Source organism: Rahnella sp. 2050, assembly GCF_040544515.1.
GTDB lineage: Bacteria > Pseudomonadota > Gammaproteobacteria > Enterobacterales > Enterobacteriaceae > Rahnella > Rahnella aceris.
Map to the genome: position 1 here is coordinate 17415 of NZ_JBEPKE010000007.1, position 14577 is coordinate 31991.

General features: G+C 51.3%; 20 protein-coding genes. 7 read left to right on the forward strand and 13 right to left on the reverse strand.

Annotated elements, in window-relative coordinates; translation table 11 throughout:
• Window positions 1-131: 131 nt before the first annotated feature.
• From ABIC79_RS20920 to fliF, 6 genes are all read right to left on the reverse strand, one after another.
• Window positions 132-1520 (reverse strand): flagellar hook-length control protein FliK, encoded by a 1389-nt coding sequence (locus ABIC79_RS20920; protein WP_015690045.1) that lies wholly within the window; start codon window positions 1518-1520, stop codon window positions 132-134.
• Window positions 1517-1963 carry a flagellar export protein FliJ gene (gene fliJ, locus ABIC79_RS20925; protein ID WP_013575800.1) on the reverse strand — a complete coding sequence of 149 codons (447 nt, stop codon included), beginning with the start codon at window positions 1961-1963 and terminating at the stop codon, window positions 1517-1519. Before fliJ ends, ABIC79_RS20920 begins: the two co-directional genes overlap by 4 nt.
• 21 nt (window positions 1964-1984) lie before the next feature.
• Window positions 1985-3349 (reverse strand): flagellar protein export ATPase FliI, encoded by a 1365-nt coding sequence (gene fliI, locus ABIC79_RS20930; RefSeq protein ID WP_013575799.1) that lies wholly within the window; start codon window positions 3347-3349, stop codon window positions 1985-1987.
• Window positions 3349-4002, reverse strand: a complete 654-nt coding sequence (gene fliH, locus ABIC79_RS20935) for a flagellar assembly protein FliH (protein ID WP_370447467.1) — start codon at window positions 4000-4002, stop codon at window positions 3349-3351. The genes fliI and fliH overlap by 1 nt, the downstream gene beginning before the upstream one ends.
• A 124-nt stretch (window positions 4003-4126) precedes the next feature.
• Window positions 4127-5119 carry a flagellar motor switch protein FliG gene (gene fliG, locus ABIC79_RS20940; protein ID WP_013575797.1) on the reverse strand — a complete coding sequence of 331 codons (993 nt, stop codon included), beginning with the start codon at window positions 5117-5119 and terminating at the stop codon, window positions 4127-4129.
• Window positions 5116-6825, reverse strand: coding sequence for a flagellar basal-body MS-ring/collar protein FliF (fliF, locus tag ABIC79_RS20945; RefSeq protein WP_013575796.1), 1710 nt, complete (start codon window positions 6823-6825; stop codon window positions 5116-5118). Before fliF ends, fliG begins: the two co-directional genes overlap by 4 nt.
• A 282-nt stretch (window positions 6826-7107) precedes the next feature.
• Here fliF and fliE point away from each other — a divergent pair, with 282 nt between their 5' ends.
• On the forward strand, window positions 7108-7422 hold the full coding sequence (fliE, locus tag ABIC79_RS20950) for a flagellar hook-basal body complex protein FliE (protein ID WP_013575795.1): 315 nt from the start codon (window positions 7108-7110) through the stop codon (window positions 7420-7422).
• A gap of 847 nt (window positions 7423-8269) precedes the next feature.
• Here the strand turns inward: fliE and ABIC79_RS20955 are convergent.
• Window positions 8270-8584 carry a hypothetical protein gene (locus ABIC79_RS20955; protein ID WP_222940662.1) on the reverse strand — a complete coding sequence of 105 codons (315 nt, stop codon included), beginning with the start codon at window positions 8582-8584 and terminating at the stop codon, window positions 8270-8272.
• Between ABIC79_RS20955 and ABIC79_RS20960 the strand changes: the two genes are divergently transcribed.
• The gene (locus tag ABIC79_RS20960) at window positions 8534-9439 is read left to right on the forward strand and encodes a bestrophin family protein (protein ID WP_037034430.1); all 906 of its coding nucleotides are present in this window, start codon (window positions 8534-8536) and stop codon (window positions 9437-9439) included. The two genes, ABIC79_RS20955 and ABIC79_RS20960, sit on opposite strands and share 51 nt — an antisense overlap.
• 144 nt (window positions 9440-9583) lie before the next feature.
• Window positions 9584-9823: a hypothetical protein gene (locus ABIC79_RS20965; RefSeq protein ID WP_013575792.1), complete on the forward strand. Its 240-nt coding sequence runs from the start codon at window positions 9584-9586 to the stop codon at window positions 9821-9823.
• An 80-nt stretch (window positions 9824-9903) separates the two neighbouring features.
• Here ABIC79_RS20965 and ABIC79_RS20970 read toward each other — a convergent pair whose 3' ends face one another.
• Window positions 9904-10368, reverse strand: coding sequence for a GNAT family N-acetyltransferase (locus tag ABIC79_RS20970; RefSeq protein WP_013575791.1), 465 nt, complete (start codon window positions 10366-10368; stop codon window positions 9904-9906).
• 330 nt (window positions 10369-10698) lie between these two features.
• Here ABIC79_RS20970 and ABIC79_RS20975 point away from each other — a divergent pair, with 330 nt between their 5' ends.
• Window positions 10699-10872 carry a hypothetical protein gene (locus ABIC79_RS20975; protein ID WP_013575790.1) on the forward strand — a complete coding sequence of 58 codons (174 nt, stop codon included), beginning with the start codon at window positions 10699-10701 and terminating at the stop codon, window positions 10870-10872.
• Between the two features lie 65 nt (window positions 10873-10937).
• On the opposite strand, the gene ABIC79_RS20980 is transcribed toward ABIC79_RS20975, so the two are convergent.
• A complete protein-coding gene (locus tag ABIC79_RS20980) occupies window positions 10938-11138 on the reverse strand; it encodes a DUF7736 domain-containing protein (protein WP_013575789.1) in 201 nt (66 codons plus the stop codon).
• Window positions 11139-11296: 158 nt separating this feature from the next.
• Here ABIC79_RS20980 and ABIC79_RS20985 point away from each other — a divergent pair, with 158 nt between their 5' ends.
• Window positions 11297-11566 carry a hypothetical protein gene (locus ABIC79_RS20985; RefSeq protein ID WP_013575788.1) on the forward strand — a complete coding sequence of 90 codons (270 nt, stop codon included), beginning with the start codon at window positions 11297-11299 and terminating at the stop codon, window positions 11564-11566.
• 69 nt (window positions 11567-11635) lie between these two features.
• Here the strand turns inward: ABIC79_RS20985 and ABIC79_RS20990 are convergent, their stop codons facing one another.
• Window positions 11636-11911, reverse strand: coding sequence for a hypothetical protein (locus ABIC79_RS20990; RefSeq protein ID WP_013575787.1), 276 nt, complete (start codon window positions 11909-11911; stop codon window positions 11636-11638).
• Window positions 11912-12144: 233 nt separating this feature from the next.
• Window positions 12145-12666, reverse strand: a complete 522-nt coding sequence (locus tag ABIC79_RS20995; protein ID WP_354568380.1) for a DUF4186 domain-containing protein — start codon at window positions 12664-12666, stop codon at window positions 12145-12147.
• A gap of 41 nt (window positions 12667-12707) precedes the next feature.
• On the opposite strand from ABIC79_RS20995, the gene ABIC79_RS21000 reads away from it, so the two are divergent.
• Window positions 12708-12962: a hypothetical protein gene (locus ABIC79_RS21000; RefSeq protein WP_037034427.1), complete on the forward strand. Its 255-nt coding sequence runs from the start codon at window positions 12708-12710 to the stop codon at window positions 12960-12962.
• A gap of 70 nt (window positions 12963-13032) precedes the next feature.
• Window positions 13033-13191, forward strand: a complete 159-nt coding sequence (locus tag ABIC79_RS21005; protein ID WP_015690040.1) for a YqaE/Pmp3 family membrane protein — start codon at window positions 13033-13035, stop codon at window positions 13189-13191.
• 94 nt (window positions 13192-13285) lie between these two features.
• On the opposite strand, the gene ABIC79_RS21010 is transcribed toward ABIC79_RS21005, so the two are convergent.
• Together ABIC79_RS21010 and ABIC79_RS21015 are read right to left on the reverse strand one after the other, a co-directional pair.
• Entirely contained in the window at window positions 13286-13462 is a 177-nt protein-coding gene (locus ABIC79_RS21010) for a GhoT/OrtT family toxin (RefSeq protein WP_013575783.1), read from the reverse strand.
• A gap of 118 nt (window positions 13463-13580) precedes the next feature.
• The gene (locus tag ABIC79_RS21015; protein WP_225444887.1) at window positions 13581-14228 is read right to left on the reverse strand and encodes a helix-turn-helix transcriptional regulator; all 648 of its coding nucleotides are present in this window, start codon (window positions 14226-14228) and stop codon (window positions 13581-13583) included.
• Between the last annotated feature and the right edge of the window lie 349 nt (window positions 14229-14577).

Here is a 14577-nt window from a genome sequence, read left to right on the forward strand (position 1 = left end):
TATCCCGCTTATCCCGTTGTTCAATAGTCAGAATAGGCGGGGTAAATAAGGTCAGCTCTGCCGTTTGAATTAAGGACGAACTGACCGTCAGCAATTATCTGAAACAATTCTGCGAACTTTTACGCAAATTCCTACGCAAAAATGTCCACGCTGTTGTTGCCGCTGACCCGTGAAGCGAGGGAGGCCGGAACCGGCAAGGCATCGCTGGCAGAGGGAGTGCTGCCGGAGCTGAACGCCGCCCAACTGGCGGCATTACCTTGCTGCGAACCGGACTGACTTTGCTGCTGGGCTTGCTGCCACTGCGAACTGTCACTGCCGACGCTGCTCTGACCCAGGCTGATGCCGTTGTCTGCCAGCGCGGTTTTAAGCTCCGGCATGGCGGCTTCAATTGCCGAGCGCACGCCGCTGTGACCGGACACAAAGTGGAGCTGTGCCTGATTGTTTTCAATCTTCATGCTGATCTGAATAGAACCCAGATCAGCCGGATGCAGACGAAGTTCTGCGGTCTGTTGCCCCTGACGGTTGAACATCATCACCTGCTGGCCCAGCTGTTGCTGCCATTCCGGTGTACCGAGCTGTGCATTAAGCAGCGGCGTTGTTGGCGCGGTCACGGCGCTGGTCATGGTTGGCGTGCTGGAAACCGGCGCGGAAGAGACAGCAACGGCGGCGGTGTTGAGCTGATTCAGTGCCTGCGTGCCGTTATCGGCAGCGCGGCTGTCATTTTGCTGCAGGGCCGCGGCATTGCCGGCTGCTGCGCTCATTGACGCCAGCGCGCTGCTAAAATCAGGTGTGTTGCTGGTGGCCGCTTTACTGCTGGCGGCATGTTGTGCGGAGCCCGACGCGGTATTGCCTGAGGCGGCAGCCGCTGCTTTCGGATCGGTGTCCGTTACTGCGGCGGTTTTGCCATCAGCCGTCAGTAAGGAAGAGGCGGTCAGACCGGCGAGCAGTGAACTCTGCTTATCGGTTGTGGTGGGTTCGCTGCTGACGGTTTGCGTGGCGACGGTGGTGGCGGTTTGAATCTGCTGAGCCGGTTGCTGCTGCGCCGCAAGTTGCGCGAGCAATGACTGAACAGAAAGGTCAGCACCGGCGTCAGTGCTGTCTTTATCTTTATCGCTCAGGGCGGCATCTTTGACCGGGACGGAGCCCGTGCCTTTCAGATTGCCGGTCGGCAATATCTGAATCGCGGCGATCATTTTGCTCAGATCACTTTCATCCAGCATCAGGCTGCCGTCTTCTTCACCAGAAGTCACTGCCTGCGTCAGGGTTGTTTTATCGACGACCACCCCTTTGGCAGAGATTTGCTGGCCGAGTTTGGCTAACGTACTGGTGATTTTCGGATCCACTTTTTCGCCGAGCTGGGCTTCAAGCTGGCTGGCGAAATCCGCCGGGCTGGTAGCGCCCGGCTCGGTGATCGCACTGACGTCCGTTGCCGGTGACGTACTGACAGAGGCACTGCCGGTCGCCGCGCTCGCGGTGGTCTTCGCCGTGGTAACGGCTGCAGGCAAAATATTCAGATTCATGGTTGTTTCTTCCTGTGTGCGCTGCGCTGGGCGAACTCATCGTTCTGCTTTTGATCAATCTTATTTTCCAGAGAACGTTGCTGCTCACTGGCGCGGGTTTGCAACGTCTGGTACGCATTGAGCCGTTGCTGCTTGTCCTGCCACTGGTTAACCGCCATATTCAGCCGCTGATCCCATTGTTGTAGCTGTTTGCGGTGCTGCTCAATCGCCACTTCCAGTGTGCCGATAAACTGTTGGTAGTTTTGCCAGGTATTCGCGGCAATCCCGTCGGTCATGGTGGAATTGAGTTTTTCCCGGTATTCACGCTGATAATTGAGCAGCATGGTGAGCTGCTCGTCAGCCTGACGTTGCGATTGTCGGATTTGGCCCAAATGACTGGTCGCCTGATCCAGCGCTTTTTGCGCCAGCGAGCAAAGTGTGATTAACGGCGATGAACTTTCCATTTATGCCTCGCTTATCTTGGTTTAGCCCGGGAACAACATGTTCAGTTCCAGACAGGCGTCTTCATATGTGCTGCGTTCCATGATGTCCTGTTGCAGGAAGTTCTCCATCTGCGGATACAGCTTGATAGCGCGATCGAGCATCGGATCGCTGCCTGCGGCGTATGCACCGACGCTGATCAGGTCACGGTTGCGCTGGTAGCTGGACAACAATTGTTTGAAATTACGAACGCGCCCGTACTGGGCGTCGTCAATAAGCGAGGTCATGGCACGGCTGATCGACGCTTCAATATCGATTGCCGGATAATGGCCGGATTCCGCCAGACGGCGCGACAGCACCACATGGCCGTCAAGAATGGCGCGGGCGGAGTCAGCAATCGGATCCTGCTGGTCATCCCCTTCGGTCAGTACGGTATAAAACGCGGTAATCGAGCCGCCGCCGCTGATGCCGTTACCCGCGCGTTCAACCAGCGCAGGCAGTTTTGCAAACACGGAAGGCGGATAGCCTTTGGTGGCCGGTGGTTCGCCGATCGCCAGGGCGATTTCACGCTGCGCCATGGCATAACGGGTCAGGGAATCCATAATCAGCAATACGTGCTGACCGCGGTCGCGGAAGTCTTCGGCGATACGCGTGGCGTAAGCGGCACCCTGCATACGTAAAAGAGGAGAGACGTCAGCCGGTGCTGCGATAACCACAGAACGGGCACGACCTTCGTCGCCCAAAATGTTCTCGATAAAGTCTTTGACTTCACGGCCACGTTCACCAATCAGTCCGACCACGATCACGTCGGCTTTGGTGTAGCGCGCCATCATGCCGAGCAGGACGGATTTCCCGACACCTGAACCGGCGAAAAGCCCCATACGCTGTCCGCGACCCACGGTCAGCAGGGCGTTAATGGCGCGGACGCCGACATCCAGCACATCGGTGATCGGTGTACGTTGCAGCGGGTTAAACGGCGGCGTGATAAGCGCCGCGCGATAGCCGGTGTCCGGCGGCGGTAATCCATCCAGTGGCTTGGCGCTGCCATCTAGCACACGGCCGAGCAATTGCGTACCGAGCGGCAGTTGTTTACCTGCGGTCTGGCCGTCGGCGGCAATACGGGCATACACCCGCGCGCCCGGCAAAATACCTTCCACTTCTTCCAGTGGCATCAGGAACAGGCTCTGACCGTTAAAGCCGACCACTTCGCTTTCGACTTCCTGTACGACCGGCCCGTCATGGCGCTCAATCAGGCAGGTCGCACCCAGCGGTAACTGCAAACCGGTGGCTTCCAGTACCAGACCTGTTGCCCGCGTCAGACGGCCATAACGACGGACTGACGGCGTACGCGCCATGCGTTTTTCCGCGTCATCCAGCGTTTTCAGCAAACGGCTCAGTCGGGCGGTCATCAGAGATCTCCCGGTGCGGCGAGACGGCACAGTTCATGCCAGCGGGTGGCCAGCGAAGCGTCCATATCGCCATCTTCGGCACTGACTTTACAGCCGCCGCTGTGGATCTGGCTGTCGGCCAGCAGTCGCCAGCCGTTCATGCTCAGGCTGGCTCCCAGTTGCAGTTCCACACGCTCGAAATCTGCCGGGTTAACGCGCAGTTGCGGTTTGCCCTTGAACATCGGTTCCTGCTGGATAAGTTGTTGGATCTGATTAAGCAGGGCGGAACCGTCACAAATCGGCGCCTGACCAATAATCTGTTTGGCGGCAGTCAGCGCCATTTGCATCAGACGGGAAGCAATGACGCTGTCCAGCGCATCCAGTGTTTGCTGGAAGTCAGAAACCATATGCTGCCAGTGTTCAGTCAGAACCGCCTGCTGTTGCTGACCTTCCTGCAAACCCTGCTGCTGCCCGGCTTCCAGACCTTGCTGGAAACCGGCGGCGTAACCTTGTTTCTGTCCGGCTTCGAGACCCTGCTGGAAACCCTGTTGTTCGGCGTGACGCTGAAGATTGAGCAATTCATTCTGGTCTACCTGAACTTTTGGCAGACCGTCGTCTTGCTCTGGTTCGCCGCCGGCCAGCAAAGGTTCATCGGGCGTGGTAAAGACGGGCATTCTGAGGTCGCCCGGTCTCCACCGCTGCCATGGCAAAGCATTGATGCGCTCAGCATGACGTTCTTCCGCCGTTTTCTTTTCCGGTGCCGGTTTGTCAGACTCTGGTGAGTCAGTATTAGGAGCATCAGACATAAGAATCCTCGCCGCCGCCAACCATCATTTCGCCGGACTCTGCCAGGCGGCGAACCGTCTGCAGAATTGCTTTTTGTTCGTTCTCGACCAGAGACATACGCATCGGTCCGCGGTTTGCCAGATCGTCGCGCAGGATATCTGCTGCACGTTGCGACATGTTGCGCAGGAATTTGTCGCGCAATGGCTGTTCCGCCCCTTTCAGTGCAACCAGTAACGATTCGCCTTCGACTTCCTGCAACAGGCGCTGGATACTGCGGTCGTCCACATCCACCAGATTTTCGAACAGGAACATCTCGTCGATAATTTTCTGCGCCAGTTCGCCGTCGTAACCGCGAACGGCTTCGATAACCGCCTCTTCCTGCTGAGTTTTCATCAGGTTGATAATTTCTGCCGCAGTACGAACACCGCCCATCTTCGAACGTTTGAGGTTCTGGCCGTCGAGCAGGTTGTTCAGCACTTCGGTCAGTTCCGCCAGCGCCGCTGGCTGGACACCGCCGAAGGTTGCGATACGCAGCATGACGTCGTTGCGCAAACGCTCGTCGAACAGCGCCAGAATATCGGCAGCCTGACCACGTTTGAGGTGAACGAGGATGGTGGCGATAATCTGCGGATGTTCGTCGCGGATAAGATCGGCTGCCATCAGCGGTTCCATGAAGTTCAGTGTTTCCATGCCGCTGGTGGTTTCGCGCGATTCCAGAATATCTTCCAGCAGGCTTGACGCACGCTCCTCGCCCAGCGCTTTGGTCAGTACCGCACGCAGATATTCGCTGGTATTGACGCTCAGTGCGGCGTACTGCTCGGATTCGTCCTCGAACTCGTTCAGCACTTCCGCCAGTTGCTTGTTAGAAATTTGATGGATATTCGCCATCGCGCCACTGATTTGCTGCACTTCGCGAGGGGAGAGGTGTTTGAACACCTCCACCGCGCGGTCTTCACCCAGCGTGATCATCAAAATGGCGCTTTTTTCGGTTCCGGTCATAGTCATGGTTGTTCGGTACTCATCCATTGGCGGATAACCAGGGCGACGATACGAGGATCCTTATCGGCCAGCTCCTGCACACGTTGGGTCTGAACTTCAACACTGACACGCTGTTGTGAACGTTTACGTTTTTCCAGCTCGTCATTGCTGAGTTTGACCGGTTTACTGCCTTCAGGCTGTGGCATGGTGGCGGCAAGCGCGGCTGCGGCTGCGGCATCTTTCTCTGCCTGCTGTTTGCGCAGCATCGGACGAACCATCTTGCGCCACAACAGCCAGGCCACAATCAGCACCAGTAACCAGCGACCTGCATTGAGTAACTGATCGAAGAACGCCTGTTGTTTCCAGAACGGCAGCTCGCCGGAATCGTCAGCCGCTTCGTTGAACGGTGTATTCACCACGTTCAGCGTATCGCCACGTTCCTGAGAGAAGCCCATCGCTTCGCGTACCAGATCATCAATTTTCTTCAACTGATCGTCAGTCAGCGGCTTCGCTTTGCCATCCGGTCCGACCTGGTAGTTAACGACAACCGCCGCAGACAGACGCTGAACGGCACCGGCGCTGTGCTGGGTATGCGTGATGGTGCGGTCAACTTCATAGTTGGTGGTTTCATCACGACGACGGTTAGACGGCACATTGGCATTCGCGGTGGTGGCTGCATTTTGCGCATTATTGCCGGTCTGATTTTGTGTGCCATTTGCATTGTTTGCCGCTGGCGGGTTCGTCACCGGTGCCGTCGCTGCCGGAGCAGGCTGGTTGCTCAGTGCACCCGGCACGCCGCCGACCGATGACGCGCCAATCTGGTCGCTGGTGCTTAACTGACGTGACCGCACAGCCGCTTTATCGGCTGAACCATTTGGCTGATAGTTTTCATCTGTCTGTTCACGGCTGGCGTAATCAATCTGCGCGGTGATTTGCGCATGCACGTTACCGTTGCCGACCACCGGTTGCAGAATGGACTCGATACGACGTTGCAGACGGCCTTCCACTTCATTGGCATATTTCAGCTGGGAAGCATTCAGGTCACGCCCGTTGTTATCAGATTGCGTCAGCAGATGACCGCTCTGATCCACCACGGTAACGTTCGCAGGCGGTAAGCCGGAAACACTGCTCGACACCATATAAACGATGGCATTGATCTGGCCGTCATCCAGCGCACGCCCCGGCTGTAAATTCAGGGTCACAGAGGCGGAAGGATTTTTTTGTTCGCGGACAAATAAGGAAGGCTTAGGAATGGCTAAATGGACACGGGCGCTGCTGACCGGGCCCAGCGTTTCGATGGTACGTGAGAGTTCACCTTCCAGCGCACGCTGATAGTTGATCTGCTCGCTAAACTGGCTGATGCCGAATTTTTCCTGATCCATTAATTCAAAACCAACCGCGCCGCCTTTAGGTAAACCGGCAGCCGCCAGTTTCAGACGCGTTTCATACACTTTGTCGGCAGGGATCAGCAACGCACCGCCGTTATCAGAAAACTGATAAGGAATGTTCATTTGGGTCAGCTGAGTGACGATGGCGCCGCCATCCTGGTCACCGAGATTACTGAAGAGCACCTTATAAGTAGGCTGCTTAGCCCACAGCATCATGACAACAACAATAGCCACGGCTGCCGCAGCAGCGATGGCGATAGGAACTTTTGGGTTGGCGCGCAGGCGATTAAGCAACGCAGTAAAACCGCTTGGAGGGGTTTCTGCGCCGGCTATTGCGGAACTCATACAAGATCCCTATTTAGCTGTTGAATGGTGGTGTTCATGTTGTCTCTTAACAAAACAGACTCCCAAGTGCGCAATCGTTGAAGCGTGACATTTTTCAGTCCTCCATACAGGCAGGCCTATTTTCTAGGTGAGCCATTATTTGCCGCTTAACGCAAAGTTAATGGCCCGATAAGCCATGGTTTTTAGGTTCAATTACCGCGTTTAGGAAAAAACTGATGTGATAGGGTGTCATTCCATGAAAGAAGCCATTTGTTCACCGACACCCCGATAACCGGAGAAAGCATGTCAATTCAAGGCATTGAGAGCGTTTTACAGCAGATGCAGGCCACGGCTATCCAGGCCGGTGCCGCACCAAAGACCGATACCGCATCAGAGGCCGGTTTTGCCAGCGAATTAAAAGCGGCATTAGGCAAGATCAGCGAGACCCAGAACAACGCAAAACTGGAATCTGAAAAGCTGGAGATGGGTGTTCCCGGTGTCAGTCTGAACGACGTGATGGTCGATCTGCAAAAATCCTCGATTTCATTGCAGCTTGGGGTCCAGGTAAGAAATAAACTGGTAGCAGCGTATCAGGATGTGATGAACATGTCGGTGTAGGGGAGAATCTGGCGGATAAAGCGAGTGCAGGGGGTGAGCAAAAAGTTTGCCCTGTTATCACCTCCATTGAACACAATGAAAATATTATTTTCTAACTGATTAATTTGTATTAATAACTGCTAATTATTTCTTCTTCCTATTTCACTTAATAAATAACATCAGAAACACATCCGTTTTTTACGTTTAAGGCGTACTTTTACCGTTGTTATTCGCATGATGGCTTTTAATTAGCTTGTTAATCATCATGCGAGTTATTTCACCCGAATTTTTACAATCTGACACCATTGTTTTTAATTTGTATTAAGTTTGGTGTTCGGATATTTATTGTCCGGTAATTCTTATGAAGCCTGTAGATCCATGCGCAGGCAGGGGAAAATGATTAATAATCATTATCAGCATCCTTCGCGGCTGACCGGAGTATCAGCCAGATCAACAACCCGATGACCGCCAGAACGATGAGTACAATAAAAAGAATTTTCATCAGTACACCATGCTTAAATTTTCCGCCATGCTCTCTCAGATTGACATAAATTGACAATCTATTTCGGCGTGAAGTAAGCGTAATTATTGCTTCAAAACGTTACGTTATAAAAAGTTTAATTTAAGAGATGAAAAAGACAATGAAATTAACACCGCCATGATTGAAAATGACCGGACGGGATGCCGCCCGGCGGGGTTGTGAATCATTCAATAATCGTTTCGGATGTCATTTATTGATGAGCTGATAAAGAACCATGCGGCAATACCTGTGATCATCGCAATACTTAACATTATGTTCATGTTTTCAGCCTCCAGTCTTTCATGCCAGTAGGGGAGCTTCATCTTTCCGGAGTATCTGATCGAATTGTTACAGTAAGTCAGTTATGGGGGGAATTCTGGCCACTTTATTTACTTTCCTCCTGTTACTATTATCGACCTTAACGGGCAGTAACTTGAGGCTGCAGAGTGAATAAATCAGCGTTGTGAATGGGATAACCGGCGAGTTGTAACGCAGAACTGTAAGTTTCAGAAAAAATGTTACCGGTGTCACAAAATTGTCCTTTGCATGGGCAGGTTTATTTGCCAGAATCGCAAAAAAAAACGCTTCACCTGCATAAAGCACCTGCACAAAATGATAATCCGTCCCCCTCGTCACTGGTTCTTGCGTTTGTTCGCCTGGCATGGTTCTGTCCTGCCCAGTATTCTGTTCCGTCTGAGTCTCAATTTACTGATGTCACTTGCCGCCATTCTCACTCTTCCCTGGTATGAGACCCTTGGCGTGAAACTCACACTCGCGCCTTTCAGCCTGCTCGGTGTCTCTATTGCGATCTTCCTCGGCTTTCGTAACAGCGTTGCGTACGCACGTTATATTGAGGCGCGGCAATTATGGGGTGGTTTGCTGATTGCCTGCCGGACATTACAAAGTCAGGTGATGGCTGTGTGTCCGGGAGAGGCGCAGCGCGTGACTGCGTTGCTGCTGGCGTTCTGTTTCAGCCTCAAGCACCAGTTGCGTCACAGTGATCCGCGTCCGGATCTTCAGCGTTTGCTGGGTGACGATGCGGAAGATATTCTGTCGCGCCGTGCGCCGACAAATATGGTTCAGCTGCGGTTGTCACAATGGCTGGCTGAACGACGCCGCAGCGGTGAACTGTCGGATATTGTCTATACCCATATGGATTCCACGCTGTTACAGCTTTCACAAGTGGTCGGTGGGTGTGAACGCATCGTTAGCATGCCGATTCCGTTTGCGTACGGTCTGTTGCTGCACAGGACGGTATATCTGTTCTGTAGTTTGTTGCCGTTTGCACTGGTGGTGGATTTGCACTACATGACGTTGCTGGTGTCAGGTTTTATTTCTTATAGTTTTTTGTCGCTTGATACGCTGGCGGAAGAGCTGGAAATGCCTTTTGGTCTGGCCAATAACCACCTGCCTCTGGATGCCATGTGCACCAACGTAGAGATTAACCTGCGTGAGATGAACAACCAGACGCAACTGCCGGATACCCCGATGCCGGATCCGCGCTTCCGTCTGACGTAGAGGTGATCGTGCGCACAAATTGGCTAATTATTAATCAGTGCAATGGCAAAATTCTTAATGTTCATGAAGCTGTCATAATTTAGAAACAAAAGTGAAATAGGATGTAGGAGCTAAAACAATCCCTTCCGATATCACGAGGTCGTTATGTCAGTTATTCAGGCCAAATCATTGCACGAAGCTGAAGATCTGCTTAATTCCGGTATGGTGAAAAAAGTCGAGCTGGCTTTTAATATTAACAGTGATGAGTTTTTCAAACTTGCGCTGGAATGTGGTGACCGTGGTGCGAAAATTACCAAGGGTAAAAATTTCTTTATCATCACACTTAAAAAATGGGTTATTCCGTCGAATGACCAGACTGCAACAAAAAGCAACGTTCTGATGTAATTGCTTTTTGCATCTCCATAACCCTGTCATAAGACAGCGTTATGGAGGTATTTATTGCCGCTTCTGCCGTTTCCCGTGCATTACCTCATCGCTTTCATCATATAAACACTCAGCGGATCCGGGGACAACGCATAGTCGCCAAACGCTTCTGTCCGGCAATAACCCAGTTTTTCATACAGCGTGATGGCTTTTTCCTGAAACACACCCGTTTCCAGAAACAGGTCTTTGTACCCCAACGCTTTCAGTTTCTTTTCCATTGCGGCAATCAGTAATGAGGCAATGCCCTGACCGCGATACAGCGGGCTCACGTAAACACGTTTCATTTCCGCGAGGCCGTGTTTTGTGATAAACAGACAGGCGCAACCGGCCCAGTCATCATCAACCCTCGCCATAAAACACGTGATCTCACCTTCATCAAGTTCAGTGATGTTAATTCCCTGAAACGATTCCGGCGGGTAGAGCGGATATTGATAGGCATCCAGCTCAGCAATCAGTCGTGTCAGATGCGGATGAGTCGCATCGGTTTCAAAAATCTGGGCACTCACAGCGCAGGCTCTCAGTGTAACAAAGTGGATTTATATTTTTAACTTAAATCACCCCGAAAACAAGGGACTGGCAGGCAGAAGTGTGGCGGAAAACCGCCTTTGCGTAAGAAGAGTGTAAAATTTAATTATGTTCCTGATACGTCTGTCAGAGTTATCCGATTTTAAGTGCCTCCGCTTCATTTTATACATGTTCTTTATTTCTTTTATGTAACATTCATCCCGAGTGATTAATGTATGCGATGAAATAACCTGGAGTGATTAATGATTTGCGTGTTATCGCGCTGGGGGAAAGGAAGTATATTATAAGAGGTTGATTGAAAGGATAAAATTATGGCTGTCTATCCTGTTGGCGTTTTTGTCACGCTTACTTTTACACCAGGTTTATTTGAAATTGTCGCTGTTCTGGATGAGGTTAAACCAGTGCAATATCAGGTCATTAACGTTGAAACGGGCAATGTGATCAGGGTGAATGAACACTTTATCCGCGGCATCGTGAAGCCTTAGTGATTTGTATTAAATGACGATGAACTCAGGAGGCCGGGCAATACTGTTTGCCCGGCCTTTCGTTTTTAGTCCGGCATCAGGTTGTTAAAATCCTCTTCATACAGGCTGCGGCATTCTTCCATAAACTCCGGGTATCCCAGTTCTGAGGTCTGAACTTCACGGCCAAGTCGCTTTTCCAAATCTTCGTGAAACCACTCAAATTCGCCATGCAGGATGCCGGTAAATCCGGTCAGTATGATGCATTGCTGTGGCGTCAGTTTTTTCACAGGGGTTCCTCATGATTTTCGGGGGGCAAAAGACGGTTACGCCAGCTCTTGCGCAATATAAATGTTGAAAGAGAGAAGTGCTTCACGCCGGTATCCGGCAGGACGCGGCAATATATTCTATCCTCTAATTAATTCCACTGGAAAACAAGGAGTCACATATGGATCAGGATCTGTTTGAACAGGCACCGCTGCCGCTGCTTACCCGGTTTGAGATCGGTGACAGGGTCAAGTTGCTGACGTTTCCGGTAGGCGTACATCCGGCCAGCTATCAGCTTGATGTGGCGATCACCAGAATTCATGATGGTGAATTTGAAGGTGAAATTGTGCGCATTGCGCCACTTGGCCGTCTGGGGCATCACGAGGCGCATTTTACGGTGGGCGGGCATGTTGAATTTTTCGCCCGCAACATTCAGGGGATGGCGGCCTGAAAGTCAGGTGGCTCCTGAAAACAAAACCCCGCGTTAATGGCGGGGTTTATGGCTTTCAAAAAACAATTTTTACATCAGGGGTTTCACGTGCTTGGTGAGCGCCTGGGTGGTTAATTCGTCGGCTTTAATTTTCGAACAATTTCCACAATAGCCCACAAGATACCAGTTCCCGTCTGCGCCTTTTTCCGGATTAACTTTGTAGCGTTCGTTGCGTTTACCGTAAAACTCGCGTTCCGCGTTCTGTGCTGCGTCTTCCCAAAAGCACAACGAAAACTGATGTTGTTTATCAACATGCCGTTGTCCGTTGCGGCTTCCGCCAACCAGTAAATAATGATATTCAGACATGCATCCTCCTTTTCCCAATACGGGCAATTATCCTGACAACAAGTGTAAAACTCGTTTCACATGGAAAAGCTCATCCGAAAGACTGCAAAAACTTCAAAGGGCGTGCTGAAGACAACCCGTCGCACAATTCTTATTCCTCTAAAATTATAGAGCACGATCTTACTTGGGGATGGAAAAGCGGGAAAAATGTGACCATTATCACTTTTTATTTTTTAACGAGTGTGATGCGCCTCTTACAACAAATTCATCTGTTGTGCGTTGTCCGGTGTGTCTGAGATTTTTTTGTTAGATTTTCGTTCTTTAGCGACCGGAGCAGGGCGCTGCATTTCCTGATGAAGCCAGTGCAAAATCACCGTCACGGCATAGTGCTGCTGTGCGGGTGTCATAGCCGTATGTGCGGGGATGTGATGCCACTTTTCCAGACAGCCGCGACAGCAGGTGGCCGTTGCGTGCTGGGCAATGAATACCGGGTGACCGCGCATCGGCGTCTGTTTTCCATCCTGCTCTGGCTCTGTCGGGGCAAGGCGCTTAGTAATGAAATCCGCCGCGTGCTGGCTGACCGTCTCCGGCCCTTTATCCTGGCAATACCGGTACTCTTTGGCACCGAGATGGAAACGCTGACGGAAAGGTGAAGCGGCCAGGCGCTTAAAAACATGATCGATGGAAAACATAATCTGGATGTCCGGGTCAATTCTAGGCGCAGAAATAGCGGCGTTAATCACATCATCAGTCGCCATCAGCGGCTGCCAGACCATGTTAGTCTGGCCTGACTATTCCACTCCCGCAGGAACCTGCAATGGCAGAAAAACATGTTATAGATTTGGTCATGTCGGTCAACAAGCAAGCTGAAGAAACTGCCATGCAACAGATGATGCTGCGAAACTTTATCATTGTGATGTGTCGCAGTATGACCGACGAACAAAAGAATCAGGTGAGATGGCAGATGCGCCAGATCCACCAGGTGTCGGATGCTGAACACCGCAACGGCGATACCGACATGCTGGAAAAAACACGGCGGGATGTTGAAATTATGCTGGAGCTGATCAATTAGGTTTCATCTGATGCCCGTTTCATTTCTCATGCGCTATCGTTAACACAATGATAACCAAAGGGAGAGTAAGATGGGATTCTGGAGAGTATTGATCACAATTCTTGTGCCGCCATTGGGCGTATTGATTGGCAACGGTTTCGGCGGTGCGTTTCTGCTGAACATTATCCTGACACTTTGCGGTTACCTGCCGGGTCTAATCCACGGATTTTGGGTGCAGACTCGCAAATAACACATTGTCTCGCAATAACACTGTCTTGCAGTTATCTGATCCCGGTCAGCAGGCCGGGTTCAAGATATTAAGAGGACATTCAGTGCAGGCAAACTCAGAACAGAGAGAAGAGAAGGACGACCGGCAGACTCATCGGCCAGGTAAATCCGATAATACCGGAAGTTAACAGTCTTATTTTTATCGTATCGCGGCTCACCAGCAAAGTGAACAGCACCGCAATGCCCAATCCGCCCCAGTAAATTGTTTTAATCACTTCCCACCAAACGTGCACAACTCACTCCTGCCCATGAATAAAATAACGGCGTGTATGATATTCCGTTAACATCTGGTAATCAAATATTGTGTGATGTTACTCAAGGTTTTGTATTGTATCTGTTTGGCGCGAGTTGTTATATGTTGTCGATTGTGAGCGGCGCAGGGGTAGAAAGGGGGCGTAAATGACCACGGATGGCGGTAGGGGCGAATCCAAAACGTTTCCGGAAACGCTCGGCAAAACGCGAGCCGCTTTCATAACCTACCTGATGTGCAATATGTGAAATGGCCAGATCGGTGCATTGCAACAACCGCAGTGCGTGGGTCATGCGTACATCGATCATCAGATTTCGCAGCACACAATTTTCGCCCGCAAGACGTCTGCGCAACATCACTTCATTCATCATCAGCTTTTCTGCCACTTCGGCGGCGGTAAATGATTTATGCAGATTATTGACTAATAATTCACGTACGTTATCTGTCACGCTTTCACTGTGCTGTACGGAATACCGCACACCCAGTTGCGAAAGCCAGAGTAACTGTTCGAGCATGCGGTGGCGGGTTATCGGTGCGGGCAGACCATGGTGCCAGAGAATGGCTGAGTGAGTGTCGGTAAAACTTTGTTTGAACGCACCGGGGATGTGCGGAATGACTTGCAGGGTATTAACAGCAAGAAGTGGCGGGCTGAAGCCGGTTGCGTGCAGGCCTGCATCACTGAGTAACTGATGATCCCATGCCATGATGGCGCAGCTGAAAGGGCCATTTCCGGATAAATGGTGAGTCATGCTCAACGTTTGTCCACTGTTAAGCACCAGCATTTCGCCAGCCTGCAGTGTGACTTGCTGTGCCTGATCCGTAATTGAGAGGCTTCCGTTCTGAATGAGAACCAATTGTGGCTTATCAATATAAACATCATGAATAAAAAGTTCACTATGCTGAATAAGCAGAGAAATGGTTCCTATCCCTGGAGTCACTTTTATTTTACGAACCATGATGATGATGCCCGAAAATGACGACGGCAACCTGTAGTGTGCTGCCTGATAAATAATTCCCGCTTTGCTAATACAAACAGGCTGCCGGTTAATATGTGTAAGTTATGGGAGCAGACAGAGAGAACTAGCCCTGGCAGCCAGG